This is a genomic window from Feifania hominis, from assembly GCF_014384765.1.
Classification (GTDB): Bacteria; Bacillota; Clostridia; order Oscillospirales; family Feifaniaceae; genus Feifania; species Feifania hominis.
The window spans coordinates 17,919-44,000 of the sequence record NZ_JACRSP010000005.1 but is presented as its reverse complement, the minus strand read 5'-3'; the positions used below and the strand labels follow the sequence as shown (position 1 = coordinate 44,000).

At 61.6% G+C, this 26,082-nt stretch carries 25 protein-coding genes and 2 tRNA genes; 12 read left to right on the top strand and 15 right to left on the bottom strand.

Features of this window, described 5'->3' with window-relative positions; genetic code table 11:
• Positions 1-73: 73 nt before the first annotated feature.
• The 4 genes from hxlB (at position 74) to H8695_RS10220 (ending at position 4,833) form a co-directional block, all read left to right on the top strand.
• On the top strand, positions 74-622 hold the full coding sequence (hxlB, locus tag H8695_RS10235; protein ID WP_249301301.1) for a 6-phospho-3-hexuloisomerase: 549 nt from the start codon (positions 74-76) through the stop codon (positions 620-622).
• Between the two features lie 73 nt (positions 623-695).
• Positions 696-1,568 carry a zinc ribbon domain-containing protein gene (locus tag H8695_RS10230; protein WP_249301297.1) on the top strand — a complete coding sequence of 291 codons (873 nt, stop codon included), beginning with the start codon at positions 696-698 and terminating at the stop codon, positions 1,566-1,568.
• 34 nt (positions 1,569-1,602) lie between these two features.
• Positions 1,603-2,814 (top strand): zinc ribbon domain-containing protein, encoded by a 1,212-nt coding sequence (locus H8695_RS10225; RefSeq protein WP_249301294.1) that lies wholly within the window; start codon positions 1,603-1,605, stop codon positions 2,812-2,814.
• Between the two features lie 39 nt (positions 2,815-2,853).
• Positions 2,854-4,833, top strand: a complete 1,980-nt coding sequence (locus tag H8695_RS10220) for a zinc ribbon domain-containing protein (protein WP_249301293.1) — start codon at positions 2,854-2,856, stop codon at positions 4,831-4,833.
• A 147-nt stretch (positions 4,834-4,980) separates the two neighbouring features.
• On the opposite strand, the gene clpB is transcribed toward H8695_RS10220, so the two are convergent.
• Both clpB and H8695_RS10210 read right to left on the bottom strand, forming a co-directional pair.
• The gene (gene clpB, locus H8695_RS10215; protein WP_249301291.1) at positions 4,981-7,605 is read right to left on the bottom strand and encodes an ATP-dependent chaperone ClpB; all 2,625 of its coding nucleotides are present in this window, start codon (positions 7,603-7,605) and stop codon (positions 4,981-4,983) included.
• A 66-nt stretch (positions 7,606-7,671) separates the two neighbouring features.
• Positions 7,672-8,100 (bottom strand): Hsp20/alpha crystallin family protein, encoded by a 429-nt coding sequence (locus H8695_RS10210; RefSeq protein WP_249301289.1) that lies wholly within the window; start codon positions 8,098-8,100, stop codon positions 7,672-7,674.
• Positions 8,101-8,347: 247 nt separating this feature from the next.
• On the opposite strand from H8695_RS10210, the gene H8695_RS10205 reads away from it, so the two are divergent.
• Positions 8,348-8,833: a prolyl-tRNA synthetase associated domain-containing protein gene (locus tag H8695_RS10205; RefSeq protein ID WP_249301287.1), complete on the top strand. Its 486-nt coding sequence runs from the start codon at positions 8,348-8,350 to the stop codon at positions 8,831-8,833.
• A 35-nt stretch (positions 8,834-8,868) separates the two neighbouring features.
• Here H8695_RS10205 and H8695_RS10200 read toward each other — a convergent pair whose 3' ends face one another.
• A complete protein-coding gene (locus H8695_RS10200) occupies positions 8,869-10,644 on the bottom strand; it encodes a trypsin-like peptidase domain-containing protein (protein WP_249301284.1) in 1,776 nt (591 codons plus the stop codon).
• 546 nt (positions 10,645-11,190) lie between these two features.
• On the opposite strand from H8695_RS10200, the gene H8695_RS10195 reads away from it, so the two are divergent.
• From H8695_RS10195 to H8695_RS10175, 5 genes are all read left to right on the top strand, one after another.
• A complete protein-coding gene (locus H8695_RS10195; protein ID WP_249301282.1) occupies positions 11,191-12,729 on the top strand; it encodes an ATP-binding protein in 1,539 nt (512 codons plus the stop codon).
• Positions 12,716-13,420 (top strand): response regulator transcription factor, encoded by a 705-nt coding sequence (locus H8695_RS10190; RefSeq protein WP_249301275.1) that lies wholly within the window; start codon positions 12,716-12,718, stop codon positions 13,418-13,420. Before H8695_RS10195 ends, H8695_RS10190 begins: the two co-directional genes overlap by 14 nt.
• Positions 13,421-13,462: 42 nt before the next feature.
• On the top strand, positions 13,463-15,112 hold the full coding sequence (locus tag H8695_RS10185; RefSeq protein WP_249301272.1) for a Na/Pi cotransporter family protein: 1,650 nt from the start codon (positions 13,463-13,465) through the stop codon (positions 15,110-15,112).
• A 62-nt stretch (positions 15,113-15,174) separates the two neighbouring features.
• A complete protein-coding gene (locus H8695_RS10180) occupies positions 15,175-15,969 on the top strand; it encodes a DUF368 domain-containing protein (protein WP_249301271.1) in 795 nt (264 codons plus the stop codon).
• A 202-nt stretch (positions 15,970-16,171) separates the two neighbouring features.
• Entirely contained in the window at positions 16,172-17,428 is a 1,257-nt protein-coding gene (locus tag H8695_RS10175; protein ID WP_249301269.1) for an MFS transporter, read from the top strand.
• Positions 17,429-17,477: 49 nt separating this feature from the next.
• Here the strand turns inward: H8695_RS10175 and H8695_RS10170 are convergent, their stop codons facing one another.
• The 9 genes from H8695_RS10170 to H8695_RS10130 all read right to left on the bottom strand — a co-directional run bounded on the left by H8695_RS10170 (position 17,478) and on the right by H8695_RS10130 (position 22,443).
• Positions 17,478-17,903 (bottom strand): hypothetical protein, encoded by a 426-nt coding sequence (locus H8695_RS10170; RefSeq protein WP_249301682.1) that lies wholly within the window; start codon positions 17,901-17,903, stop codon positions 17,478-17,480.
• Positions 17,904-18,077: 174 nt separating this feature from the next.
• Positions 18,078-18,500, bottom strand: coding sequence for a hypothetical protein (locus tag H8695_RS10165; protein ID WP_249301267.1), 423 nt, complete (start codon positions 18,498-18,500; stop codon positions 18,078-18,080).
• Positions 18,497-19,225 (bottom strand): hypothetical protein, encoded by a 729-nt coding sequence (locus H8695_RS10160; RefSeq protein ID WP_249301265.1) that lies wholly within the window; start codon positions 19,223-19,225, stop codon positions 18,497-18,499. Before H8695_RS10160 ends, H8695_RS10165 begins: the two co-directional genes overlap by 4 nt.
• Positions 19,222-19,719 carry a hypothetical protein gene (locus H8695_RS10155; RefSeq protein WP_249301262.1) on the bottom strand — a complete coding sequence of 166 codons (498 nt, stop codon included), beginning with the start codon at positions 19,717-19,719 and terminating at the stop codon, positions 19,222-19,224. The genes H8695_RS10160 and H8695_RS10155 overlap by 4 nt, the downstream gene beginning before the upstream one ends.
• 284 nt (positions 19,720-20,003) lie before the next feature.
• Complete coding sequence (locus H8695_RS10150; protein ID WP_249301259.1) at positions 20,004-20,486, bottom strand: GNAT family N-acetyltransferase; 483 nt, start codon at positions 20,484-20,486, stop codon at positions 20,004-20,006.
• Positions 20,487-20,520: 34 nt separating this feature from the next.
• Entirely contained in the window at positions 20,521-21,282 is a 762-nt protein-coding gene (locus H8695_RS10145; RefSeq protein WP_249301257.1) for a glycoside hydrolase family 25 protein, read from the bottom strand.
• A gap of 147 nt (positions 21,283-21,429) precedes the next feature.
• Complete coding sequence (locus H8695_RS10140) at positions 21,430-21,792, bottom strand: DUF4180 domain-containing protein (RefSeq protein ID WP_249301255.1); 363 nt, start codon at positions 21,790-21,792, stop codon at positions 21,430-21,432.
• A 392-nt stretch (positions 21,793-22,184) separates the two neighbouring features.
• Positions 22,185-22,276, bottom strand: a tRNA-Ser gene (locus H8695_RS10135).
• A gap of 80 nt (positions 22,277-22,356) precedes the next feature.
• Positions 22,357-22,443, bottom strand: a tRNA-Ser gene (locus H8695_RS10130).
• Positions 22,444-22,581: 138 nt separating this feature from the next.
• On the opposite strand from H8695_RS10130, the gene H8695_RS10125 reads away from it, so the two are divergent.
• Positions 22,582-22,866: a DUF6506 family protein gene (locus tag H8695_RS10125; RefSeq protein WP_249301253.1), complete on the top strand. Its 285-nt coding sequence runs from the start codon at positions 22,582-22,584 to the stop codon at positions 22,864-22,866.
• A 39-nt stretch (positions 22,867-22,905) separates the two neighbouring features.
• Here H8695_RS10125 and prfB read toward each other — a convergent pair whose 3' ends face one another.
• Both prfB and H8695_RS10115 read right to left on the bottom strand, forming a co-directional pair.
• Complete coding sequence (prfB, locus tag H8695_RS10120) at positions 22,906-24,018, bottom strand: peptide chain release factor 2 (protein ID WP_249301251.1); 1,113 nt, start codon at positions 24,016-24,018, stop codon at positions 22,906-22,908.
• Positions 24,019-24,034: 16 nt separating this feature from the next.
• Positions 24,035-24,535 (bottom strand): GNAT family N-acetyltransferase, encoded by a 501-nt coding sequence (locus tag H8695_RS10115; RefSeq protein WP_249301249.1) that lies wholly within the window; start codon positions 24,533-24,535, stop codon positions 24,035-24,037.
• A gap of 224 nt (positions 24,536-24,759) precedes the next feature.
• Here H8695_RS10115 and H8695_RS10110 point away from each other — a divergent pair, with 224 nt between their 5' ends.
• Positions 24,760-25,152: a hypothetical protein gene (locus H8695_RS10110; RefSeq protein ID WP_249301247.1), complete on the top strand. Its 393-nt coding sequence runs from the start codon at positions 24,760-24,762 to the stop codon at positions 25,150-25,152.
• A 62-nt stretch (positions 25,153-25,214) separates the two neighbouring features.
• Here H8695_RS10110 and H8695_RS10105 read toward each other — a convergent pair whose 3' ends face one another.
• On the bottom strand, positions 25,215-26,003 hold the full coding sequence (locus tag H8695_RS10105) for a ParB/RepB/Spo0J family partition protein (RefSeq protein ID WP_249301245.1): 789 nt from the start codon (positions 26,001-26,003) through the stop codon (positions 25,215-25,217).
• Positions 26,004-26,082 lie beyond the last annotated feature (79 nt).

The window sequence follows — 26,082 nt, the reverse complement described above, 5'->3', positions numbered from 1 at the left end:
CTGTATCTATATTATTAAGGATGAAACCGGCCGCCGCACCCGCTGCGCGGCCCTGACAAAACGGGAGGTCTCTATGAACACAGCGGAGTATTCCACTCGCATTCTCGAAGAGCTCGGGCGCTCGCTTGGCGCCGTCGGTCCGGCGGCGGACGCCCTCGCGGACGCCGTTCTCGGCGCGCGGCGCGTCTATGTCGCGGGGGCGGGGCGCTCGGGGCTGATGCTGCGCGCGTTTGCCATGCGGCTGATGCACCTGGGGCTGACAAGCTACGTCGTGGGGGAGAGCGTGACCCCCGCCATCGGGGCGGGAGATCTGCTGCTGATCGGCTCGGGCTCGGGCGAGACCGAGAGCCTGTGCTGCATGGCGCGGCGCTGCCGGGCGCTGGGCGCGCAGCTCGCCGTGGTCACAACGAATCCGAAGTCTGCCATCGCGGCCCTCGCGGAGACGGTCGTCGCCGTGCCCGCGCCCGCCAAGGACGCGGGGGGCACCGCCTCCATCCAGCCGATGGGCTCGCTCTTCGAGCAGACGCTTCTGCTTCTGCTCGACAGCACGGCGCTCACGCTCATGGAGCGCATGGGCCTGACCGGGGAACAGATGTACGGCCGGCACGCCAATTTAGAATAGACTATTTGTTTTAATATATTGCTTTTCATCATTCAATCTGCTACTCTGAATCTACAGAGAGGAGTGGGAATGGATGAAACGGTTTTTTGCGCTGATTCTGGCTGTGCTTCTGCCGGCGCTCGCGGCGCTGCCCGCGCGGGCGGGGCAGAGCTGCGCCATCGACGAGCTCGGCATCACGCTTGAGCTGCCCGACGGGATGGTCTGTCTCACGCGCGACGTCGAGGACGGCGATCCCGCGCTCGCCATGTTTGGCTATGAGAGCGCCCGCGAGGCGCGAAATGAAATGGAGCGCAGCAAACAATATTTTCACGCGATCAGCCCGGAGCCCTCCTATTTTATAGGCGTTGCTGCCAGCATCTCCTCCTATAGTCAGTTGCTCGATGAAGATTCCATGAACAGCACCTACTCGGATGTCCATAAGGCGCTGCTCGAAACGCTGTCCGATGGAGCAACTGTTTTAGATGACGGCGTCTATGTGGCACCCGCCGGCAGCTTCACATATGTCACCTACGCGTTTGAGCAGGAGGGCTACACCTTTGTCGGCTCGCTCTATCAGACCATTCAGGACGGCACGATGCTCTCACTGAGCTTACAGTACTGTGCGGAGCTGTGCGAGGGCGTTGATATGAATAAAATTGCCACCGACACGATCGACAGCATCCGCTTCGGAAAGCGCGGCGGCAATCCTGTCGGTATCATACTGGCCATTGCCGCGGCGGCCGCTGTTCTCGCCGCGCTCGCTGTGGTGTTCCGGCGGCGGGCGGTACGGCGGCGCATCGCGGCGCCGGAGCATTCGGCTGCACCGGAGCATTCGGCTGCACCGCAGCAATCGGCTGCCCCGGAGGAATCGCAGCCGGACAGATATTGCCCCTACTGCGGCGCGGAGATGCCGCCGGACAGACGCATCTGTTCCCACTGCGGCTGGCAGCGTCTGCCGCGCAGTTGAGGTGATACGCATGAAAAGAGGGGGTGGGGAATAAATGAAGCGGTTTTTTGCACTGGCTCTGGCTCTGCTGCTGGCGCTCACAGTGCTGCCCGCGCGGGCGGCGCAGAGCTGTGCCATCGACGAGCTCGGCATCTCGTTCGAGCTGCCCGACGGGATGGTCTGTCTCACGCGCGACGTCGAGGACGGCGACCCCGCGCTCACCATGTTTGGCTATGAGAGCGCCCGCGCGGCAAAAAACGAAATGGAGCGCAGTCAACAGTATTTTTATGCGTTCAATCTGGATCCGTTTTATGTATTAAACATCGCCGCCAGCCCCGCCGCTCCTGAGCTGTTCACCAGCGACTATTCTATGGAGGAAATCCTTGCAATTGTGCGTAAAGGTCAGATCGTCAATCTGCCCGACGGAGCCACCGTTCTGGAGGAATCTCTCTACAAAGCGCCTGCCGGGAGCTTCTCGCTGGTCACCTACTCGGTAGCAGAGGGCGAGGCCACCAATGTTGTCACGACATATTTTTTCATTCATGAATATACGATGTTTGTGCTGATCACGCAGCACTATGAGGAGATGTGCGAGGGCATTGATATGGGTGGCATTTTCACCGGCATTGTCGACAGCATTCGCTTTGATGAGAGCGGAAAGCCGGCGGAGGATACGACGCCTGCGCCGGTCACGCCGCAGCCCGACGACAAGCCGATTCGCACCGAGCCCACAGAATCTCCGGTGCGGCCGGCGGGCGGCTCTGTATCGCATGCCTCCGGCGGGAGGATTGGAACCGGCGGCTCTGTATCGCATGCCTCCGGCGGGAGGATTGGAACCGGCGGCATGCTTGTGATTGCCGCCGTGATCATTCTGGCCGCGGCGCTCGTCGTTCTCATCTGGCGGCTTGTGACACTGCGCCGCGCCGAGGCGCAGGCGCTGCGCGATGCCGCTGTTCCCCCGCCCGTGCCGGTCGACCCCGTGAGCTGGACGCCCGAGCCGACGCCGCAGCCGGTGGCGTCAGAGCGGTCGGTCGAGGCGCAGTCAGCCTCTCTTATCGCTTCTCAGACAGACCCGAAAGAGCGGCCCGTCCCCCAAAGCACCCCGGCGTCAGCCGGTGCCCCGACGCAAGTCGGTGCTCCACCGCAGGTGGCCGCCCCACCGCAGGTGGCTGCCCCACCGCAGGTGGTGGTCTGTCCGCACTGCGGGGCGGCGCTGCCGGAGGACAGTCTCTTCTGTATCTGCTGCGGCAGACGGCTTGCGCCGTAGCGGCGGCCTGGATCAAATTTGAGAAAAGGGGTGGAACCATTGAAAAAACGGTTGGTGCTCGTATTTCTGGCGGTGCTTTTGCTGACGGGGGCGCTCACGCTCTGCGTGCAAGCGGGGCAGGTCTGTGTCATTGCCGAGGAGGGCATTGCGCTCACGCTGCCCGACGAGGCATATTGCATCACGCAGGACACGCCGGCTGACGATCCCGCTCTCGCCTATATGGGGATTGACTACAGGGAAATTGACAAAATACTCGGCTACGGAACCTACTGTCTGTACGCTGAGAGCGAGGATCCGCTCTATCTGATGAGCCTGGCGTTCGACACTCAGACATGGCTTGGCCCCGACACGGCCAAGCTGCTCAACGACGCCAGAAACCGTTATCTCGAGCAGATGCCGGATAACGTCAAACTGCTGGCTGACGATTCGTTCGAGGCCGATTTCGGCACCGTCGCCAGACTGGTTTTCGATTGCGAGACGGAGGGCGGCTCGTTTATTTCCTCTGTGCGGCTGTTCTTCTACGATCGCAAATTTGGGATACTGGAAACAATGTATCTGAAAGACGGGCTCGACCGTGAAATCGAAGAGATTGCTTCGGGCGTTGCGGCGAGCGTCTGCGACGCCGAAGCGTTCATTCCCTCTGCGCAGAGCCGCACCTTTGAGGAGTTCGGCCTGACCATGGAGCTGCCCGGCGAGCTGGTCTTCGCCGCCCGTGGGGACGAGATCACGCAGGAGATCGCCGACGCGCTTCTCGAGAGCCCGGACGATATTGCGCACAAGCTGGAATACTACAGCGTCTTCGGCGCGTTTCCGTCGCCCTACAGCGAGCTTTTCATCGAGCTGAGCCGGGCGCCCGGGGGGCTCGACTACCGCGATTTCAATGCCGCGGAGCTTCGGGAGCTTCTCGAGAGCCACACAGTTCTCGCCCACGGCGAAGAGCTCCGGGACAAGAAGCTCTACCGGGGAACCTACCCTGCCTTTGTCAGAGTTACGAACACCTCAATCGACGAGACCCGGCAGATTCTCTATACCGTGCAGTGGTCAACGGCGATCAACGGCGTCTATGTCGATATTGAGGTGCTCTACGCAAGTGAGAGCTTCAGCCGGGATTACGATTGGCTTAAGAAAATAGAGGGGTACCTCGGCGGCATTGTCGACAGCATCCACTTTGAAGAAGAGCCGGAACCCGAGACCGAGCCGCTGCCCGTCGGCGGCGGGACGCAGACGCCGCAGACACCGGAGCCCGAGCCTGACCCCGTGAAACCCGCGCCCAGTCACGGGCGGGCCATCGGTCTCACCCTCGCCATACTCGCCGGCGCGGCGCTGCTGCTCGGCGGGGGCATTGTGGTCTGGCGGCTGTCGGTGCGCCGCCGCGCGGCGCAGACACAGCCCGGCGGTGCGCCGGGCCCTGCCGCGGCCACAGGCTCGGCCTCTCTGACCGGCGTGCCGCAGGCGGCGCAGGCGCCCGCATCAGCCGGTGCCCCGGCGCAAGCCGGCGAAGAGCAGGCCGGCCCTCCAACTGCCCCGGCGCAAGCCGGTGCCCCGGCACAGGCCGGCGAAGAGCAGGCCAGCCCTCCAACTGCCCCGGCGCCAGCCGGTGCTCCGGCACAAGCTGGCGAAGAACAGGCCGGCTCTCCAACTGCCCCGGCGCCAGCCGTTGCTCCGGCACAGGCCGGCGAAGAGCAGGCCGGCTCTCCAACTGCCCCGGCGCCAGCCGTTGCTCCGGCACAGGCCGGCGAAGAGCAGGCCGGCTCTCCAACTACCCCGGCGCCAGCCGGTGCCCCGGCACAGGCCGGCGAAGAACAGGCCGGCCCTCCAACTGCCCCGGCGCCAGCCGGTGCCCCACCGCAGGTGGCGCAGGTGGCGCAGGCGGCGCAGCCCGCCCCAGAGGAGCAGCCAGCTCCCCAAATTGCTCCGGCGCAGCCGGTGGCCGGATACTGTGTCCACTGCGGCGCGGAGCTGCCGGCGGAGAGCCTCTTCTGCCCAAAGTGCGGCAGGCCGACACAGGAACAACCATAGAAAAAAGCCCCCTCCGACAGGAGGGGGCTTTTCTATTGTTCTGCCGCAGGCGGGTTGCCCCGCAGCTGACGGCATGAGCCTTAGAGGGACGGCTTGCCTCCCAAAGCCTCGGCGCAGCCAAAGTCCCGGCGCAGCCGGCGGTGCCAGTCAATTTGCCCCGGCGCCAGCCGGCGCCGTCTCCACGGCGAGAGCGCCGTCCCGTACAACGACGCGCAGCTCGCTTCCGGGCAGCAGGTCGTCGGCGATGATTTTGCGCCCGATGAGGGTCTCGACGTTGCGCTGAATGTAGCGGCGCAGCGGCCGGGCGCCGTAGACCGGGTCGTAGGCATTGTCGATGACAAAGCTCTTGGCCTCGTCCGAGAGGGTGCAGCGAAGCTGTTTGTTCTCGAGGCGGCGATTGAGTTCCGCAATCATCAGGTCAATGATCTGCGTGATGTCGGCCTTGGTCAGGGGCTTGTAGAAGACGATCTCGTCGAGGCGGTTCAAAAACTCCGGCCGGAACGACCGGCGCAGCAGCTCGTCGACCTCGGCGCGCGCACTCTCGCTGATGTCGCCGTTCTCGTCGATGCCGTCGAGCAGACAGGCCGAGCCGAGGTTCGAGGTCAGAATGATGATGGTGTTCTTAAAGTCCACCGTGCGCCCCTGGGAGTCGGTGATGCGCCCGTCGTCGAGCACCTGTAAGAGGACGTTGAACACATCCGGATGGGCCTTTTCCACCTCGTCGAACAGCACGACGCAGTAGGGCTTGCGCCGCACGGCCTCGGTGAGCTGGCCGCCCTCTTCATAGCCGACGTATCCGGGCGGCGCGCCGATCAATCGGGAGACGGAGTACTTCTCCATGTACTCGCTCATGTCGATGCGCACGATGTTCTTCTCGTCGTCAAAGAGATCCTCGGCGAGGGCCTTGGCAAGCTCGGTCTTGCCCACGCCCGTGGGCCCCAGAAACAGAAACGAGCCGATGGGGCGCTTCGGATCCTGGATGCCGGCGCGCGAGCGGATGATGGCCTCGGTCACCTTGCGCACGGCCTCGTCCTGGCCGATCACGCGGCGGTGCAGAATGTCATCGAGGTGCAGCAGCTTCTCGCGCTCGCTCTCGACGAGCTTTGCCACGGGGATGCCCGTCCAGCGCTCAATGATGCGCGCGATCTCCTCCTCGGTGACCTTGTCGCGCAGCAGGGTGTCCTCCGTGCCGCCCTCGGCGGCGCGGCGCTCCTCTTCCGCGAGCTGTTTCTGGAGCTCGGGCAGACGGCCGTACTTGAGCTCGGCGGCGCGGTTGAGGTCGTAGCTGTTTTCGGCCTGCTCGATCTCGGCAGAGAGCTCTTCGAGCTGCTCGCGCAGCTTCTGCACCTTGCCGATGGAGGCCTTTTCATTGTCCCACCGGGCTTTCATGGCCTTGAACTGCTCACGCAGCTCGGCGAGTTCCTTTTGAATCTCCTCAAGGTGGGCCTCGGCGCCGCGCCCCTTGTCTTTCTTCAGGGCGGCCTCCTCGATCTCGAGCTGGATGATTTTGCGCGAGATGACGTCGAGCTCGGTCGGCATGGAGTCCATCTCGGTGCGGATCATGGCGCAGGCCTCGTCGATCAGGTCAATGGCCTTGTCGGGCAGAAAGCGGTCGGTGATGTAGCGGTTCGACAGGGTCGCCGCCGCGATGATGGCGTCGTCCTGAATCTTGACGCCGTGGTAGACCTCGTAGCGCTCCTTGAGTCCGCGCAGGATGGCGATGGTGTCCTCCACGGTCGGCTCGCCGACGAGCACGGGCTGAAAGCGCCGCTCGAGCGCCGCGTCCTTCTCGATGTACTGGCGGTACTCGTTTAAGGTGGTCGCGCCGATGCAGTGCAGCTCGCCGCGCGCGAGCATGGGCTTTAAGAGGTTGCCCGCGTCCATCGCGCCCTCGGTCTTGCCCGCGCCGACGATGGTGTGCAGCTCGTCGATGAAGAGGATGATGCGGCCGTCGCTCTTTTTGATCTCGCTCAAAACGGCCTTGAGGCGCTCTTCAAACTCGCCGCGGTACTTCGCGCCCGCCACGAGCGCGCCCATGTCGAGCGCGAAGATGGTCTTGTCCTTGAGGCTCGCGGGCACGTCGCCGCGCACAATGCGCTGCGCGAGGCCCTCGGCGATGGCCGTCTTGCCGACGCCCGGCTCGCCGATGAGAACGGGGTTGTTCTTGGTCTTGCGCGAGAGGATGCGGATGACGTTTCTAATCTCGTCGTCGCGGCCGATGACCGGGTCGAGCTTCTTTGAGCGGGCGCGCTCGACGAGGTCGTCGCCGTACTTTTTGAGCGCGTCATAGGTCTCCTCAGGGGTGTCGTTTGTCACGCGGGCGTTGCCGCGCACCGACACGAGGGTCTTGAGAAAGCGCTCGCGGGTGAGCGAAAAAGTCTTGAAGAGCCCGGCGAGCGCCTGATTCGGCCCCTGCAGGAGCGCGAGAAAGATGTGCTCCACCGAGACGTATTCGTCCTTCATGCCCGCGGCGGTCTTCTCCGCCTCGTTCAGGGCAGCGTCCACCTCGGGTGAGATGTAGATTTTGCCGGCCTCACGGCCGGGGCCCGACACGCCGGGCAGCGCCCCCACCAGGCGCGCGGCCTCGCTCTCGACGGCGCCCGCGTCCACGCCCATCTTGCGAAGAAGCTCGGGGATGAGCCCGTTCTCCTGCCGCAGCAGCGCCAAAAGCAGATGCTGCTGCTCGATCTGCTGGTTCTGGTTTTCAATGGCCAGCGACTGGGCGGCCTCGATGGCCTCAAGGGATTTTCGGGTGAATTTCTGCATGTTCATGGACATGCCTCCCTTCCATTTCTAGTAAAAGAGGGGGATCACCAGGATCCCCCTCTGTTCGCCCGCCTATTTGATCTCAATTCTGCGGGTGACTTCCTGTTTGGCAGGAGCCTCCTTGGGAAGCGTCAGCTCCAAAATGCCGTTTTCGTATTTGGCTTCGATCCTGCCCACGTCAATGCCCTCGGTGCCGAAGCTTCTCTCATAGGCGCCGTAGTGCATCTCGCGGCGAATGTAGTTTTCCCCCTCGCCGGAGGAGCTCTGCTCGCTGTGCTCCGCGCGGATGGTCAGCACCCCGTCGCCGAGGTCGACCTTGACGTCCTCCTTGCGAAAGCCCGGAAGCTCCGCTTTGAGCAGATAGTGGTCGCCCTGGTCGAGAATGTCGGTGCGGCACTCGCACAGGCTCGTCTTGCTGTCGCCGAAGAAGTTTTTCTCCATCTCGTCAAAGTAGCGGGAAAGCGAGTTGCTTCTGCGGCCAAAAGGCATCAATTCAAACATAAAAAACCCTCCATATATTAAGATGTATTTTGTTTAGCTTGTGTAAGCGAGAGGCGTTTGATTCGCCCCGTTTTCGGGGTCTTTCGCTCTCTTTTGTTTACAAGTTTATTCTAGAGTCTATTTGTGACCATTTGGTTGAGAAAATGTGTCCAAATTGTTAACTTTAGCACTCTAAGTGTTCGAGTGCTAAAATCTTGCGCGGGGCGGCGCAATCTGGTACACTTGACGCAGAACAGGAGGGATTCTCATGACGCGCAGCGACATTCTGGCCCGTCTCGACGCGGCGGGCATCGCCTATGAGCTCGAGGAGCACCCGGCGGTCTTCACCATTGACGAGATGCGCGAGCTCGGCATCTGTGAGCGTGGAGAGGTGGCGAAAAACCTCTTTCTGCGCGACGCCAAGGGCCGGCGGCACATTCTCGCCGTGGTGCGAAGCGACAAGCGGGCGGATCTTGCGGCCATTGCCGAACAGCTCGGCACGACCCGGCTGTCGTTTGCAAGCGAGCAGCGCCTGATGAAGCATCTGGGTCTGACAAAGGGCGCGGTGACGCCCCTCGGTGTGCTGCACGACTCCGAGGGTCTGGTGGAGGTCGCCATCGACCGCGACCTGTGCGGCTGCGAGCGACTGGGCGTCCACCCGGGGGAGAACACGGCCACGCTCTGGCTGCGCTGTGACGATCTTCTGCGGCTCATTCGCGAAAACGGAAACCCGGTCAGTGAGATCGTGCTGTAGCAAAAGCGCCCCGGCCATAGGCCGGGGCGCTTTTGTTACCATTCAAAGTTCAAGTAGAGAAAGTAATCCTTATTTAGCCACGGTTCTCCCCATTCAATTCCCTGCATGACAAATATCCGATACCAGCCCGGCTCCAACCAGATTCCATCGGCGACCCAAATGCGGCTGTTTGCACCATCGCGCTCAGGCCGCGTGTAAAAAAGTGTATCGTTGGTAACATAATCATCGACCGTCACAATAAGTGCATTGTTTACAAAGTCGTTCATGTCGAGGTAGCCCAGCGACTGGGCATAACGATCCTCTTCCGGGGTATAAGCAATACGAAGTCCCCCGGAAATCAGCAGTATTTTTGCCCGAACTGGTAAATAAAAATTGTATAGATCCACATCCAGATTAACGCAGAACGAAGCGCGGATCGTATCTCCGGGTTCGATCACCGTCTCATTTATGGTGAGCGTGGGCTCGTCTTCATAATAGATATTTTGTCCAAGATCGGGCGCCTGGGCAACACGGTTCTTAAACTCCTGCTCGTATACTGCGGCATACGTCATTCCCGCTTGGGTAAAAGCATCGCAGTCAATGGCCGTTGCCGGAACGGCGAAGTTTAAATTCTGTGTGTTGGTAATATGCCAAGTCGGAATTCCGATGACCTCACCTCTGCTGTTTACCAGTGCACCGCCGCTGTTGCCTGGTGAAATGGGCGCGGTGAACTGAATGTAGGGAAATCCATCAACAACGCGCTCAACGCTGCTGATGATTCCCTGTGAGATGCTATTTTGTAAACCAAGAGGGCTGCCAATCGCATAGACAACATCCCCTGACTCCCACTTTGTTTGAAGAGTAAGAAACGGAAATGACTTAACGGTATTGCCGTCCACATCAGTTTTAGATACCTTTACGACCGCATAGTCTTGCCCGCTGTCATAGGTAAGCACCCGCTCAATGGGATAGATACGTCCATCCGTTGTCTGCATATAGGCCTGGGTGGTATATTCAATCACATGATAGTTGGTCAGCGCCACGCCATCCGGTGTCACAAAAAAGCCGCTTCCCGTGCTGTAGGGTACTCCGCCCAGATACGTCTGTACATAGAAGACGGCATCTGATACCTTTTTGGATATTTCCGAAGAGCTAAGTTCAGCTTCCGGTTTGGTCTTCAGGCTGACCTTGAGACGAAGCTTCGGCTCAATCAACCGGGATAAAATTGCTGCCATTTCACGCCGCGTTATCATGCTGCCCGGCTCATAGGTTCCATACTCATCATTGCCCGCAATGATTCCCGCATTGTAAAGCTTCAAGATCTCTTCGTAATACGGATTGCTCTTTGGCACATCAGGCAGCGTCACTATGTTATTGATCGCCTCATACTGATCCGCCGGCAGAGCCCTTGCAAAGAGATAGGCCATCTCCGCACGGGTGGCATAGCTTTCATAGTTGTCTGCAAACTGATCCGCAACAATTCCATTTGTCTGGGCGTACTGAAGATATGGCATATACCAGGGCGATGCACCAGCTGTCTCAATTGTTTTGGTTTGACATGCCGCATGCATGCGTGATGCAACCGCGATGGCCTCAGAGATCTTTGCGTTGCCACCCGGTGAAAACCGGCTCTCGCCGGTTCCGCCCATGATGCCGTGCTCATAGACCACCCTCACATTGTCGTAGAACCAGTCGCTCTCTTTGACATCGTCAAAAACCGATGGAGTAAAGCTCGCCACAACGGGCCACTCCACTGCTCCCGCAAAAACATGAAAAATGGACCCCATTGTCAAGAGAAAAACCAGTGTAAAGACTGCTACTCTCTTTTTCATCATTTTCCCCTTCCCATTAATACAAACCATATATTAACAGTTTTAGTATATCATGGCAATATACTTATTTCAAGCTTATCATTGATGCTTATGGCCTCATGCCGCCCTTTGCGGGACATTTTTAAGGGGCCCGGCTCGTTTCCCGCAGCGCGCCCCTCATACTGGCCCCACCGCAGGTGGTGCCCCGCCGCAGGTGGGTGCCTGGCGGCAGTGCCTGCGGCACGGCATTTTGGGGGTCTGACTGATTCACTTCGGTGAGCCTGATCTCCGTACCCGGCCCGTTTCCCGCAGCGCGCCTCTCATACTGCCCCACCGCAGGTGGTGCCCCGCCGCAGGTGGGTGCCTGCGGCAGTGCCTGGCGGCACGATATATTGGGGGCCTGGCTGATTCACTTCGGTGAGCCCAATCTCTAACGCCCGGCCCGTTTCCCGCAGCGCGCCCCTCATATCGCTCCACCGCAGGTGGTGCCCCACCGCAGGTGGTTCTTAGCGGATTTTTTACCCACAGAGAGAGCTCTTTGCGCTATAATGGTAGCGAGGTGTTACTGTGAAACCAAAACTGTCCTTACAAAAATTCCTGCCCACCCGCGTCCACGCGTGGCGCGACGCGCTGCGAACAGCCGGGCTTCTGGCGCTGGCGACCGCCCTGATCGGGCTTCTGGTCTATGTGACCGGCGAGACCAACAACGTCTCGGAGCTCTATCTTCTCGCCGTGCTCTTCGTGGCGCTCTACACCGACGGCTACTTCTGGGGGCTCTGCGCGTCGGCTGCGGGCGTTGTGGGAGCCAACTTCTTCTTTACCTACCCCTATTTTCACATCAACTTTACGCTCTCGGGCTACCCGGTGGCCTTTCTGTGCATGCTCATTGTGGCGGCTGTGACGGGCACGCTCGTCGCCGGTGTGCGCGAGCAGATGGCCCTATCGGCCACCCGCGAAAAGCAGTCGCGCCAGCTCTATGAGATCGACCGGCAGCTTCTGCGCCGCCGGGGCAACGACCAGATCGCCGAGTACGCCGTCACCTGCTTTACCCAGCTCTTCGGGCGGCCCTGCGCGTTCTACACGGCCGCGGAGGGCGGGCTTCTGCGCTCCAACTACGAGCACGAGCTCACCGCCGCCGAGCACACCGCGCTGCTCGCCGCCCTTGCGGGCGGCCCCGCGGCGGCGCACGGCGTGCAGTCCAACCGCCCGCAGGAGCGCGCCTGGCGCTTCACGCCGCTGACCTCAAACGGGGTGACACTCGGCGTCGTGGGGCTCCGGCTCGGCGACGCCCCGCCCCTCACCGACGAGGCGGAGCGCTTCTTTGCGCTGGTGACGCTCCAGTTTGCCATCGCCCTCGAGCGCCAGCGGGTGGACGATGAGAACCACCGCATTCTGCTCGAGAAGCAGACCGAACAGATGCGCGGCAATCTGCTGCGCGCCATCTCACACGATCTGCGCACGCCGCTGACCGGCATTCTCGGCGCGTCGAGCGCCATTCTGGAAAACCCCGACCGCATCGACCGCACCGAGCAGCTTCAGCTCTTTCGCGACATCAATGAGGACGCCCAGTGGCTGCTTCAAATGGTGGAAAACGTGCTTTCGGTGACCCGCATCGGCGAGACGCCCACACTCAAAAAATCCCCCGCGCCCATGGAGGAAGTGCTCGCCCAGGCCGCGAACAAATGCCGCCGGCGCTACCCGGCGATGCAGCTAACCATGCGCGCGCCGCAGGAGCTTCTCATGGCCCCCATGGACGAGACGCTCATCGAGCAGGTGCTCATCAATCTGCTGGAAAATGCCTACCGCCACGGGGGCGCGACGCCCATTGAGGCCACCCTCGCGCGCGACGGCAGCGCGGCGGTGCTCACGGTGCGCGACCACGGCCCGGGCATCCGCGAGGAGGACTTCCCCCGGCTCTTCGACGGGCTGCTCAGCCGCACCGGCGGCGACGACACCACGCGCGGGCTCGGCATCGGGCTGTCCATCTGCAAGTCGATCATCACGGCGCACGGCGGCGCCATCGAGGCGCGAAACGCGCCGGACGGCGAGGGCGCGATCTTTCAAATCACTCTGCCGCTTGAGGAGGTATCCCATGACGCCCCATAAAATTCTGATTGTGGAGGACGAGGAGTCCATCGTCCACGCCCTGTCCTCCATTCTGACGGCGAACGACTACGCGGTTCTCGTCGCCAACACCGGCGAGCAGGCGCTCGCGCTCGCGGCCTCCCACCAGCCCGACGTGGTGCTGCTCGACCTCGGGCTGCCCGGTATGGACGGCATCGCCGTTCTGCGCGAGCTGCGCGGGTGGTACGGGCGGCCGGTTCTCGTCGTGTCGGCGCGCGACCAGGAGCGCGAGAAAGTCGAGGCGCTCGACCTCGGCGCGGACGACTACATCACAAAGCCCTTCGGCACGTCTGAACTGCTCGCGCGCATCCGCGCCGCGCTTCGCAACAGCGGCCGGCGCATGGGCGCGCAGGGCCCCGGCGGCAGCTTCACCGTGGGCGCGCTGTCGATCGACTTTTTAAAGCGCGCGGTCTCGCTGCGCGGCGAGGGCGTCCACCTGACCCAGATCGAGTACCGCATCGTCGAGCTGCTCGCGCGAAACGCCGGCAGCGTTCTGACCTACGACGAGATCATGCGCGAGGTCTGGGGCCCCTATGTCACCGACAGCAACACCATTCTGCGCGTCAACATGGCTAACATCCGCCGCAAGCTCGAGGACAACCCCGCAGACCCGAGCTACTTTCTCACCGAGACCGGCATCGGCTACCGCATGGCCGACGGCTCCGCCCTGTAACAACGCAAGACAAAGAAAACCAATCTGGGAGGTAAACAACCTATGAAACCCTCTGATTTTCTCGGCCTGCTCGGCGGGCTCGCCCTCTTCCTCTACGGCATGCAAATGATGAGCGGCGGCCTCGAAGCCGCCGCCGGCAACCGCATGAAGCGCATTCTCGAGCGCCTGACCGCCAACCGCATTCTCGGCGTACTCGTCGGCGCGGGCATCACGGCGGTCATCCAGTCCTCGTCGGCGACCACGGTCATGGTTGTGGGCTTTGTCAACTCCGGACTGATGACGCTGCAGCAGGCCATCTGGATCATCATGGGCGCCAACATCGGCACCACGGTCACAGGGCTTCTCATCGCGCTTGACGTGGGCGCACTCGCGCCGCTGATCGCCTTTGTGGGCGTGGTGATGGTCGTGTTCATCAAGGGGCGCAAAATTCACCACTACGGCGAGATCATCGCCGGTCTCGGCGTGCTGTTCATCGGTATGGAGATGATGAGCTCCGCCATGGAGCCTCTGCGCGACAGCCAGGCGTTCATCGACCTGCTCACCAGGTTCCAGAACCCGCTGCTCGGTGTGCTCGTGGGCATGCTCTTCACGGCCATCATCCAGTCCTCCTCGGCCTCGATCGGCATCTTACAGGCGCTCGCGCGCAGCGGGCTGATCGGCCTGTCGAGCTCGGTCTTTGTGCTCTTCGGCATGAACATCGGCACCTGTGTGACCGCCGTGCTCGCCTCCATCGGCACAAGCCGGGCGGCCAAGCGGACAACCATCGTCCATCTTCTGTTCAACGTCTTCGGCACCGGGGTTTTTGTCGCCATCTGCTCGCTGACGCCCTTTGTCCCCTTTGTGGCCTCTCTGCTTCCGGCGAGCCCCGCGGGGCAGATTGCGGCGGTGCACACCACGTTCAACATTGTCACAACGCTGTTGCTGCTCCCGTTCGGCACGGCTCTTGCAAAGCTCGCCACGGCCATTCTGCCCGAGCGCAAGAGCGACAAGGTCTCCGAGTACCATCTGCAGTATGTTGACACGCAGTTTCTGCGCAAGGACGCCTCCATCGGCACCGTGGCCATCGCCGTGTCGCAGCTCTCGCGTGAGATCGGGCGTATGGCCGGCATGGCCTATGAGAATGTCGACCAGAGCTTCGCTCTCGTCGAGCGCCGCTCGGACGAGCTTCTCGCGCGTGTGAACTACACCGAAAACTACATTGACTACCTCAATAAGGAGCTCTCCCAGTACATCAGCCGCGTGCTCTCCGTTGAGATGCCGCCGCGCGACGCACAGGTGGTCAACTCCTACTTTAAGATTGCGGGCGACCTCGAGCGCATCGGCGACCACGCGCTCAACATCGGCGGCTATGCGGATCTGCTCAAAAACAAGGGCATCTCCCTGTCCGAGCACGCAATGGCCGAGGTGCGCCAGATGCGCATGGTCTCGGGCGACGCGGTGGCGGCGCTCTGCGCCGGGGCGAACACGGGCCACCTGGGGCTGCTCGAGCAGCTCTCAAAGGCCGAGCAGAAGATCGACGATCTGACCGCCGAGTTCCGCCAGAACCAGGTCGAACGCATGCGCACGGGCGAGTGCTCGGGCGAGGCCTGCGTGATCTACTCGGAGATGCTCACCGACTTTGAGCGCATTGGTGACCACGCGCTCAACATCGCCCAGGAGTACGCCAAAATCGGCGCGGCCGTGACCGATTGAGTTCTATTCGGCAGATTTGGCCGAATATCATAGTGGCAGGCAAATCTTTCAGGGAGGCAACTATGCGCGATCGACACGCGCCGCTGTACGGCTTTGTCATCGGGGGCTCCATGCTGGTGCCCGGCGTCAGCGGCGGCTCCATGGCCATTTTGCTCGGCATCTACGACCGGCTGCTCTCGGCAGTCGGTTCTTTTCGCGCCCGCCCGCGGGAAAACGCCCGCTTTCTCGCGCTGTTCTGCGCCGGGGCTCTCGCCGGCATGGTGCTTGTGGCGCGGCCGCTTCTCGCGCTCGTCGAGCTCTTTCCCCGGCCCACGCTCTACTTCTTTCTCGGAGTCGTGGCGGGGTCGCTGCCTCTGCTCGTGCGCACGGCCCGCCTGACCCGCCTGAGCTGGAAGACCGTGCTCTTCCCCCTGGCGGGGCTCGCCGTGCTCTGGGCGCTCTCGCTGCTGCCGCCGGGCTTCGCCGCCGGGGGCGGCGTCTCTTTCTGGAAGCTGCTGCTCGCGGGCGCGGCGGCCGCTGTGGCCCTCGTGCTGCCGGGCATCAGCGTGAGCTATCTCTTTTTGCTGCTGGGTATGTACGACACGGTCATGGCGGCAATCGCCGCGCTTGACTTTGCGCTGCTTGTGCCGCTGGGGGTCGGCGGCGTGCTCGGCATCGTGCTCACCGCACGGCTGCTCGAGCGGCTTCTCACCGCCCACCCGCAGGCGTCGTATTTGACCATCTTCGGATTTGTGCTCGGCTCCATCGCCGAGGTCTTCCCCGGCCTGCCCTCGGGGTGGGAGCTTGTCGTCTGCGCCGCCACCGCCCTTGCGGGCGCCGCCGCTGTGCGGCTTCTCTCGCGGTACGCCGGGGCATAGGCCGGGAAATCCCGACCGGACGCCCCTTTCCCAAATTGACCGCTCGTGCCAGATGTGCTATGATTTTTATACTGGCGGCGATCACCGGATCCGCCGCACGTCTCTCCCAAAGGGCAAAAAGGCCCCGGCCGCACGCCATATTTGCCGCGTGGCCGGATATTTTGGTCTCATTGATTAAAACCTTTTAATAGGAGGCTTTGCCATGATGGCACGAATCAGGGCACACTACCGCTGGGTCATTCTGCTCTGCGCCATGATCATGACAGCATGCAGCACGGGACTTCTCTCCTATTTTAACGCGCTCTTTCTGGAACCCGTGACCGCTGCGCTGGGCCTTGACCGGGCCGCTTTCGTACTCTACAGCACGTTTAGCACCATCACCACCATGATCTGCATGCCCGTTGCGGGGGTGATCTACAAGAGGCTGCCGATGAAGCCGCTGATCCTCTTCGGGACGCTCTGCGGCGCGGGGGCACTGTTCACCTATTCGATCTCTACCACGGTTTACGGCTTTTATCTGGGCGGCGTGCTGGCCGGTATTGGAACCTGCTTTTTTGGCGGGCTGCCGATGACTCTGGTCATCAACCGGTGGTTTGTCAAAAAGCGCGGCACGATGACCGGCATCGGCTTTATGGGCTCTGCTTTTATCTCTTTTGCCATGTCTCCCGTTGTCTCCGCCATGATTGAGACCAAAGGCCACGCCTATGTCTACCGCTTTCTGGGATGGCTTCTCCTGGCGCTGATGGTGGGCATGACCTTACTTCTGCTGCGCACGACTCCCGAGGAAATGGGGCTGACGGCCTACGGCGCCGGAACGGACGAGCCGCCGCAGCGGGATCTCTCCGGATTCAGCCGCGCGCAGGTTTTGAAAATGCCCGCTTTCTGGCTGTTTGCGCTGGGAACGTTTCTTCTGGGCCTTGTCACTTTTGGAACACAGTCTCATCTGATTGCATACTGGGGCAGTGTGGGTGTGGATCCCGTCAGCGCAGCCGGGCTCTACTCGGCTGTCATGCTGGCAAGCGCCGTGTCCAAAATAGGGCTGGGCGGCCTGTATGACCGCCTGGGTGTCGCAAAGGGAACGGCAGGCATCTGTGGCGTTGCGGTCGCCTCGCTGTTCGGTCTCACGTTTATTCGCAGCGGTTGGGCGCTCATCATACCGGCGGTGCTCTTCGGATTCATGACATCTCTGCAGGTTTTGACAACGTCCTATCTTGCGGTCAGACTGTTTGGCGAAAAGGACTACAGCTCGATTTTCGGATTGCTCAACACGGTGCTTTTCTGCGGCGTATCGGCAGGTGTACCGCTGAGCGCACTGATCTTCCAGTACACGGGAAGCTATCGCCCCGCCTGGATTCTCTACGGTCTGTTTATGGCTGCATGTCTTATTCTGATGCTCGCGGCGAACCGTTCTTCACGCAGAGCCTTTCACACCTGTTTCGGCGTAGATCGAGCCGACTGATTTTCGACAGCAAAAGAGGCGCCCGGGCAATGACCGGGCGCCTCTTCGCTCACAGAAAGGGCTTGAGCTGTTCGACGTTCGCCTGCTCGGTGGCGAGCAGCTTCTTGGCGAGCTTCTCGGCCTCGCCGCCGCCCGCGTAGTCGTGCAGATGCTCGATGGTCTTGGTGACCCCCATGTTGTTGCCCTGAATGGTCATCTCGGCAATCTTTGAGTCGGAGCTGTCGAGTGACAGTTTTCCGGCCGACATCACACGCGACGAGGCGCGCGCCATGGGGCCCACCCCTTTCGGGTCGTCGCCCGACTCGTGGAGCATGCGCGCGGCGTCCTCGCGCAGTTTCTGGTAGTCGCCGAGCTGGCTGTGCAGCACCTGGCGCAGGGCGTCGCTGCGCGCGGCGCCGATCACGCACTCGATGCCCTCGCAGCCCATGTCGGCCGTCTTGTACACGTACTGGATCAGTTCGTTTTCCGGTAACATTTCTCTCACCTCGCCGATAGTCTGCCCCGATTTTGCGGCGGACATGCGGGCTTTCCGGTAAAAGTGGCCTAAGAGAGCTGTCATAGAGCAGCACTTGCCGGCGAGAGGAGATCCTGTGGCGATCAGCAGGGCGATGCGCGCGGCGCTCAAGACGCGCTCTGTGCCCCACCGCCGCTAGCCCGCGCGGCGGCTCTCCTCTTCGAGCACCCGCTGCGCCGCGTCGAGCGCCGCGGGGTGCATCTCGCTTAAGACGTGCTTTGTACTGTAGTGCATATGCTGGGCGACTTTCTCCCAGGTGTACCCGTTGACATAGCGGTCAATGAGCAGCACCCGGTACTCCTGCCGGTCAATGTTCCGAATGGCGGCAAGAATCTCCTGCTTGACTTCGAGCAGCTCGTTGATGCGCTCGTTGATCGTCTCCTCGAGTTCGAGGTAGCGCTCCATGGGATCCTGCCGCAGACCGCCCTTTACCACGATCTCGCGCAGGCGGCCCGTCACATTCAGCACCCGCTCAAACGCCCGCCTCTGCGCCGTGAGCAGCGCCGTGATCTCGCTGTCGAGGCTCCTCGCCCGGGACAGCCACTCCACTGTTGTCATTCTCTCTCCTCCTCCCGGCCGTAGGTGATCTCAAAGGCCATGCGTTCGAGCTGGTCCATGTCAAAGCTGTGCTCTCCCTCCGGCGAACGGGGCCGCCGCCTGTGCGGGCGGCGTGCCTTTTCGCGCGCGAGACACGAGACACACCATGAGAGAATTGCCCGGTAGTCATTGCAGTAGTTCTTGCCCGACGCACCCTTGTAGTTGTCGAGTAGCTCGATTAAGCGGGCCGTGTCCTGCTCACCGTAGCTCTCCACGAGCGCGCCGTACTCCTGCGCCGTCAGGCGCACATGTTCGGCGTAATTTTTTTGACCCGGAGAAACAGATATTGTCTTTTCTTGTTTTGTTTGGTCTTGTTTATCTAATGTTCCCGTGTCCGGCCCGGTTTGTGCCCGCATTGTGCCCGGATTGCGCCCGGTTTGTGTGTCAAAATCCGGCTCTGTCTGGGACACAAACGGCAGCATCGTGTAGCTGCCGCACGCGCTGCCGCGGCCCTTGCGGTAGACGATGAGCCCCCGCTCGGCCAGCAGGTCGCGCGCGCGCTCAAAGCTCGTCTTCGCAAGGCCCAGCTCCCCCATCAGGCGGGAGTTCGCGATGCTGAACTCCCGCTTCCAGCCGAACTGGTTGCAGTAGGCCATCAGCCGGTGCCACAGCGCCTGGCTGGCCGCCGGTAGCGGGTGCTCGATGAGCCAGCTGTAAAACGCATTGATCTGCGTGATGTAGTTCACGCCGCCCCTCCTCTCTGTATGCCGTGCGCGCGGCGAAACGCGTCGGTGAATTCCACGGCGCAGCTCGACAGGCAGTAGTCGTCGAGATCCGCTCGCGCCGTGGGCTGGCCCGCCGCCCGCTGGGCCTCAAAGCCCTCGCGCAGAATCCCGAGCAGCTCCCCGGTGCGCGAGCGGTCCCACTCGCGGATGCCGAAGCGGTACCAGAGGTGAAAATCAGCCTCCCGCCCCGTGACAAAGCGCAGCTTCTCCTGCTCGCCGGCCTCTTCGGCGAGCAGCGCAAGGCACCTCTCACAGATCGTCCGGCCCCCCTGCCGGTACCAGTCCTCTCCGTCTGGAATCTCCCGTCCGCAGCAGCCGCAGACCTCCGCCCGCGTCACCGCAGTGTCCACCGCACCCGCGGCGCGGGACTTACCTGCGGCGCGGGACACACCCGCTCGCTCTGCGCGCCCGTCATAAGTGAGCGCGCCTGCCGGTCCAGCGTGAGAAACAGCCACACCGTCACCGCCAGCCAGACGCCGACGGCACACGCGCACAGAAAAATCGTCGCTCTTGCCCTTCTGCGCCGGCGCTCGCTCGGACGCTTGCCTCGATAAATCATTGTCTCACCTCAAATCTTTTTATTTCAGATCGGTTCTCCCAATTTGTAAGAACTTTTCTTACTATAAGAATACCACAGCTTTCCGGTTCGTGCAAGTATTACTTTGTATGCTTTTTGTTATATTTAGTAAGAATTATTATTCCAATCGGCCGCCGCGAAGAAACAAAAAAAGACACGCAATTACGCGTGTCTTTTTGCAAATTCCAGCCGGTAAATCCGGTTTTTTTCATCGTAGTGAAAGCCGCAGCTTACGAGTGTGCGGCAGGAGGCGGCATTGTCCCGCTCCGGCTGGACGATGACGCGCCGGGCGTTTGTCTCCCGCCGGACGCGCTCGAGAAGCGCCGATACCATTCGCCTGCCGAGGCCGCGCCCGAGCGCCTGCCTCTCCCCGATCAGATAGTCGATACTGTAGGTTCCCGCAAGCGGAATATCCCCCTGCCAGCTCTCGCCGCTGCGCGCGTACTCGTAGTACTGACAAAAGCCCACCGGCCCGTCCTCCCACTGGGCGATAAAGTGGCGGATAAACGAGAATGTGTCCCGCCGGCGGCGCGCCTCGTCGAGCCATCCCTGCGGGCGGGGAAACCACCGCGCCACATGGGGCTCATACAGCCACCGGCGCAAAAGCGGCAGATCCCCGTCCTCAAACGCCCGCAGTGTGAACATTGCAGCGCTCCTTTCCCCAAGCGGTCCGCGGGTCTCAGCCCGCCTGATAGCCGTTTTTTCTGACATACTCCTCAAAGTCTGCGGCGCTGCCGCCAAAGACGTTCATGTCGATGAATTTCTCTTTCCCGCGGTAGCCGTCGAGCCGCTCGCGGTCGGTGTACTGCCAGAATGTCCAGTCCCTGCCGTCTGCGAGTGTGGGCTTCGTTGTCACACTGCGAATCCAGATGTCATATTCCCCGTAGTCGCCCGAGAGATACAGCCGGTAGGATTTTTCCGTGGCGTAGAGAATGGGCTTTTGGCCATAGTGCTCCTCCAGCAGGTCGAGCATTGTCTTCAGCTCCCGGGTCACAGCCTCCCTCTTGGGGGGATGCTGCTCCTTGTCTCCGTAGAACTCGAGATCGATCACCGGCGGCAGCATTCCGTCGTGGGGCGCAACGGTGCGAATGAAGTTTTCCGCCTGGGTCGCACCCGCGCTGTCATAGCTGAAAAAGTGGTATGCGCCGACGGCAAGCTCCGTCTGTACGGCCTCTTCGTAGTTGTACGCAAAGCTTTTGTCGACAAAGGAGCTGCCCTCGGTGGCTTTGAGAAAGACAAAGGCAATGTCCTGCGCGGCGAGCGTCTGCCAGTCGACCTCTCCCTGGTAGGAGGAGATGTCCACGCCCCGGACGGGATACTTCGTCGCCGCCGCGCGGTTTGGGATGATGGTTCCGTTGAGCACCAGTATGAGAAAAACCACGCACAGCGCCGCGATGGCAAGTCCCACCCCCACGGCGAGGCGAACGCGTCTCTTTTTCATGGAATTCCCCTCCTTCGTTCAAAAACGGCGGCTTGCGGCGCGCTTTTATATTCCTGCATGAGCCAATCCCCGGAGACCGGATCTGCAGGGGCAAATCACTCACCCCCACACGCCGCCCCGCGAGGAATATGCCGCCCCGCCGTGGGCCTATTTTGTCAGCATGGCAATGGCCTGTTCCCGGTCAGAGACAAAGAACACATCTTTTCCCCTGTTGCTCTCCCGAATGAAATCTTTGAGAGGTTTGCTGGTGTAGCGGGTATAGTCGCCGTAGATGGCGATACGCCCGCCGTAATTGATGTACTTTTGAAGAATCTCACCGGCAAGCCCCGTGCTGAGAATAAAAAAATCCTCAGTAATCAGAGATTTGCTGATGACAATGTTTTCCGTGCCCGCGTCGTACTTCGCGCTCATCAGCACATCGAGCGCCGACGCCGCGTCAGTGATGACTTTTCCGCTGTCGTGTATCACAGCGCACACAGTGTGATTGCGTTCTATCCGCTCTATTGTCACTGATCTGTCCCCTTTTCTATGATAATTTTCCCCCGCCGCGGCTTGCGCCGCTCCTTTTATATCTTGTAGAGAGCCCGATCCTGCAAAACATTGCCCCGCAAGGGGCCTGCCAAAGACAGGAGCTCACCCTGCCGGGTGCTGCTCTCCACGCAGATGGTAGTTTAACAGGTAGCCTATGGGATTTGAATCGCTTCGCGAACCCTCTTGCGGTGCCCGGCTCTGTCTGCGGCGGCGAAGCCGCCTTGCCCTCGCCGACCGCTGCGCCAGAGCGCCCTCCCTCCCCCCGCCACCGGCGGCGGTCGGGCGCTCTGCCCGCGCCGGTTCCCGGCGCTCGGGTTAAATACTTGCCTGCCAAAGACAGGAGCCCACCCTGCCGGGTGGGCTCCTGTCTTTGGCGGAGAAGGAGGGATTTGAACCCTCGCGCCGGTTTCCCGACCTACACCCTTAGCAGGGGCGCCTCTTCGGCCAACTTGAGTACTTCTCCATGTTGTACGGTTATGTGATTATTTTATTGAAAAAGAGACCCTTTATTCCCGCAATCGGATCCCCTCGAGAGATTGTCGTTGGCGGAGAGAGTGGGATTCGAACCCACGGCTCTTTCGAGTCACTGGTTTTCAAGACCAGCTCCTTAAACCGCTCGGACATCTCTCCGCGTTACGGTTGCTTAAATAGGATAGCACAGTTCACCCGAAAAATCAACTTCTTTTCTCATTCCCGCCCGCTCCTTGCGGGCGGGCCGAGTTCTGTGCTACGATAGACGCATCACAAAGGCAAAGAGAGGTTCTGTTTATGACATTCGCATTTCTCATCATGGGCGACTACGACACGGCGCGGGACCGCGCCGCCATCCACGGGGGCGCTGCCCGGATCATCGGGGTTGCAAACCTCGATGAGGCCTGCGCCGCCGCGCGGGAGCTCTGCGACAGCGGGATCGGCTGCATCGAACTGTGCGGCGCATTCGGGGAGGAGGGCGCAAAGCGCGTCATCGACGCCACCGGGAACAGGGTCCCCGTCGGGTATGTCACCCACCTGCCGCAGCAGGATGAGCTCCACCGCGCCGCCTTTTCCGGCTGAATCGTCCGCAGCCGCCATCCGGCGCCGCGCGGCGCGCGCCTACAGCTCGCCGCGGCTCGCCGCCTTGAGATAGGCGTTGATGAAGCCGTCGAGGTCGCCGTCCATCACAGCGCCGACGTTGCCGGTCTCAAAGTTCGTGCGGTGGTCCTTGACCATGGTGTAGGGCATGAACACATACGAGCGAATCTGCGAGCCCCAGGCGATGTCTTTCTGGTCGCCCTTGATGTCTTCGATCTTCTCGAGGTGCTCGCGCTCTTTGATTTCAATGAGCTTGGAGCGCAGCATGGTCATGGCGACCTCGCGGTTCTGGTGCTGGCTGCGCTCGTTCTGACAGGCGACGACAATGCCCGTGGGAATGTGGGTGATGCGAATGGCCGACTCGGTCTTGTTGACGTGCTGGCCGCCCGCGCCCGAGGAGCGGTAGGTGTCCACTTTCAAATCCTCGTCGCGGATTTCGACTTTGATCTCGTCGTTGATCTCGGGCATGATCTCCACCGAGGCAAACGACGTGTGCCGCCGGCCCGATGCGTCAAAGGGCGACACGCGCACGAGCCGGTGCACGCCCATCTCGCTTTTGAGATAGCCGTAGGCATTGAGTCCCTCGACCATGACCGTGGCGCTCTTGACGCCCGCCTCGTCCCCGTCGAGGATGTCTAAAATCTTGAAGTTGAAATTGTGGGCGCCCGCCCACATGCGGTACATGCGCAGCAGCATGTTCGCCCAGTCCTGCGCCTCGGTGCCGCCCGCGCCCGCGTGGAATGTCATGATGGCGTTGAGCCGGTCGTACTCACCCGAGAGCAGCGTCTCGAGGCGCTGGGCCTCAAGCTCGCTGATGACGTGGGCGACCTCGGCGTCCACCTCGTCCACGAGGGAGGCGTCGCCCTCCTCCTCGGCCATCTCAATGAGCGCCACCGCATCCTCATAGGATGCCACGAGCTTCTCATAGCGCTCGATGCGGTCCTTGAGCTGCTTGGTGCGCTGCAGCACGCTCTGCGAGCGCTCCACATCGTTCCAGAAGTTCTCCTCGCTCGCGCGGGTCTCAAGCTCCGCGACCTCGTCGCGGCTGCCCTCGATGTTGAGCGCCTGTTTGAGATCGCGGATCTCGCCGTCAGCCTCGTGGAGGCGGCGGCGGTATTCGTCAAATTCCAGCATATGTTCTCCTCACTCGTTAAAAGTTCTTCTGAAAGGCCATACGGGCTCCACCCTCGTACCAGATGGTTCCGCAGAGCTCGTAACCGCTTTTTTTCAGGATGTGCTGCATGCGCGCGTTCTCAAGGCCGGTGTCGACGCGGATGCTGTGTACGCCCCTCTCGCGGCAGAGGCTCTCAGCGAGCGCAAAGGCCGCGCCCGCAAGCCCGCGTCCGCGGTGCGCGCCGTCCATGGCGAGCCGGTGGATGACCGCATACGGCCCGTCGTCCCGCCAGGCGCCCTCGATCTTCTCATAGGCGGGCTCGCCGGCAAAATCCACGCAGAGGTAGCCCGCGATCTCACCGCCGTCTGTCAGAAAGAACGCGCGGCTGTTTTCCATGTCCCGGCGGATGCAGTCCTCATCGGGGTAACTGCCCTGCCACTGGTCGATGCCCTGACTCTTCAAAAAGGCCCTGGCTCCCTCGATCAGCCGCATGGCCTCACTGAGTTCTTCGATTTCAGCTTTTCTGAGCTCACACATGTTTTGTCCCCCTGACCAATTGTTCTCCCGGGCGCGAACCCACAAAAGCATGTTCCAATCTGTCCCGCAGGAGAACCGCCCCGTAAGGGGTCCGCCCCGCAAGGGGTCCGCCCCGCAAGGGGCCCGCGATTATTATAACCAAATTTCCATTCCCTGTAAAGCGGGCTGTCTTGTGAACGGACTTCTCATGTGATAGAATACAAAAAAAACGGAGGTGGCGATTTATGAGCGATATTTCCTGGGCCGAGGCGAAAGCGCTGCTGCAGAGCGGCGAGTGGGACGCCGCACGCTTTGTCCATGAGATGGCTGACACGCCGCTCTACTATTCGACGCCTGCGGGGGAAAACCGCGCGGGGGAGAAAAAGCTCTATCTGCTCAGCCGCAGCGGGCTCCCCGGCATATACCAGCCGGCTTTTCTCACGGCCGGGAGCTGCCGGGATTTTTTCACCATGCTCGAGCGCCTGGGCTTTGTCGTGATACAGGGCACGCTCGCGGGGCTGCTCTCCCTGCTCGACAGTCTGCCCATGAAAGAGCTCGGCGTTGTCGTCGAGCCGGGCGGCCCCTCTCCCGTGGTCATCCCGCCCGGCCTGCGCGCCGCGAATCGGCCGCCCGTATGACAAAGTCCGGGGGCCCGTCTTTCGACGGGCCCCCGGCGTATGAGAAAAAGAGGGTGGTGTGGTCATCCCTTTGGGATGCGAATGCTGTATTCGATGTACTCGGCGGTCTCGGTGCGGTCGCTGCGCGCGGCGATGCCCGACTGTTTCATGACCTTGAGCGCGTGGTTGATGGTGTTGAGAAAGATGCGCACATCCTTGATGAGCACGACCTTTTTCGGCTGCGCAGGCGGGTTGAGAAGACTCTCGCAGAGGGCCTCGGTCTCGCTGACGTTGAGCCCCTGATCGCAGACCTTGAGCAGCGCGCGCTTTTGCAGATCGGGGTCGCCCAGCCGAAGCAGCGCGCGCGCATGGCGCTCGGTCAGCCCGTGCAGCAGGATGGTCTCTTTCACCTCGGGGTCGAGGCGCAGAAGCCTCAGCTTATTCGCCACGGCCGACTGTGACTTTGACAGGCGGCGCGCGGCCTGCTCCTGGGTCAGGCCAAAGGTCGTGATGAGCTTTTCAATGGCCGCCGCCTCCTCGAAGAAGTTGAGATCGGCGCGCTGGATGTTCTCAATGATGGCGTAGATGCTCGACAGGTCGTCCTCCACCTCGTGCAGAATGCAGGGCACCTCGCGCAGCCCCGCGAGCGCCGAGGCCCGTAGCCTGCGCTCACCGCTGATGAGTTCATAGTCCCCGCCCTCGGCCGGGCGCACCAGCAGCGGCTGGAGCACGCCGTACTGGGCGATGCTCTCCGAGAGCTCCGCGAGGTCGCGCTTGTTGAAGTGGCGCCGGGGCTGGTACGGATTCGTGCGGATGCGCTCGATCGGCAGATTTCTCACCCGCGCGGCGTCGCGGCGTAAAAACTCCAGCATGTGGCATGTCCCCTTTCCGGATTCACTGGTTTTATTTTACCAGACATTTCCAGATATTGCCACCCCTTTTGGTCGCGTC

Coding starts and splice junctions, on each gene's coding strand:
- H8695_RS10165 (WP_249301267.1), bottom strand. CDS start 18,500: ATGACAACAGTGGAGTGGCTGTCCCGGGCGAGGAGCCTCGACAGCGAG.
- H8695_RS10105 (WP_249301245.1), bottom strand. CDS start 26,003: ATGCTGGAGTTTTTACGCCGCGACGCCGCGCGGGTGAGAAATCTGCCG.
- H8695_RS10145 (WP_249301257.1), bottom strand. CDS start 21,282: ATGAAAAAGAGACGCGTTCGCCTCGCCGTGGGGGTGGGACTTGCCATC.
- H8695_RS10230 (WP_249301297.1), top strand. CDS start 696: ATGAAACGGTTTTTTGCGCTGATTCTGGCTGTGCTTCTGCCGGCGCTC.
- clpB (WP_249301291.1), bottom strand. CDS start 7,605: ATGAACATGCAGAAATTCACCCGAAAATCCCTTGAGGCCATCGAGGCC.
- H8695_RS10115 (WP_249301249.1), bottom strand. CDS start 24,535: ATGTGTGAGCTCAGAAAAGCTGAAATCGAAGAACTCAGTGAGGCCATG.
- H8695_RS10175 (WP_249301269.1), top strand. CDS start 16,172: ATGATGGCACGAATCAGGGCACACTACCGCTGGGTCATTCTGCTCTGC.
- hxlB (WP_249301301.1), top strand. CDS start 74: ATGAACACAGCGGAGTATTCCACTCGCATTCTCGAAGAGCTCGGGCGC.
- H8695_RS10170 (WP_249301682.1), bottom strand. CDS start 17,903: ATGTTACCGGAAAACGAACTGATCCAGTACGTGTACAAGACGGCCGAC.
- H8695_RS10210 (WP_249301289.1), bottom strand. CDS start 8,100: ATGTTTGAATTGATGCCTTTTGGCCGCAGAAGCAACTCGCTTTCCCGC.
- H8695_RS10200 (WP_249301284.1), bottom strand. CDS start 10,644: ATGAAAAAGAGAGTAGCAGTCTTTACACTGGTTTTTCTCTTGACAATG.
- H8695_RS10185 (WP_249301272.1), top strand. CDS start 13,463: ATGAAACCCTCTGATTTTCTCGGCCTGCTCGGCGGGCTCGCCCTCTTC.
- H8695_RS10205 (WP_249301287.1), top strand. CDS start 8,348: ATGACGCGCAGCGACATTCTGGCCCGTCTCGACGCGGCGGGCATCGCC.
- prfB (WP_249301251.1), bottom strand. CDS start 24,018: ATGCTGGAATTTGACGAATACCGCCGCCGCCTCCACGAGGCTGACGGC.
- H8695_RS10180 (WP_249301271.1), top strand. CDS start 15,175: ATGCGCGATCGACACGCGCCGCTGTACGGCTTTGTCATCGGGGGCTCC.
- H8695_RS10110 (WP_249301247.1), top strand. CDS start 24,760: ATGAGCGATATTTCCTGGGCCGAGGCGAAAGCGCTGCTGCAGAGCGGC.
- H8695_RS10225 (WP_249301294.1), top strand. CDS start 1,603: ATGAAGCGGTTTTTTGCACTGGCTCTGGCTCTGCTGCTGGCGCTCACA.
- H8695_RS10190 (WP_249301275.1), top strand. CDS start 12,716: ATGACGCCCCATAAAATTCTGATTGTGGAGGACGAGGAGTCCATCGTC.
- H8695_RS10125 (WP_249301253.1), top strand. CDS start 22,582: ATGACATTCGCATTTCTCATCATGGGCGACTACGACACGGCGCGGGAC.
- H8695_RS10150 (WP_249301259.1), bottom strand. CDS start 20,486: ATGTTCACACTGCGGGCGTTTGAGGACGGGGATCTGCCGCTTTTGCGC.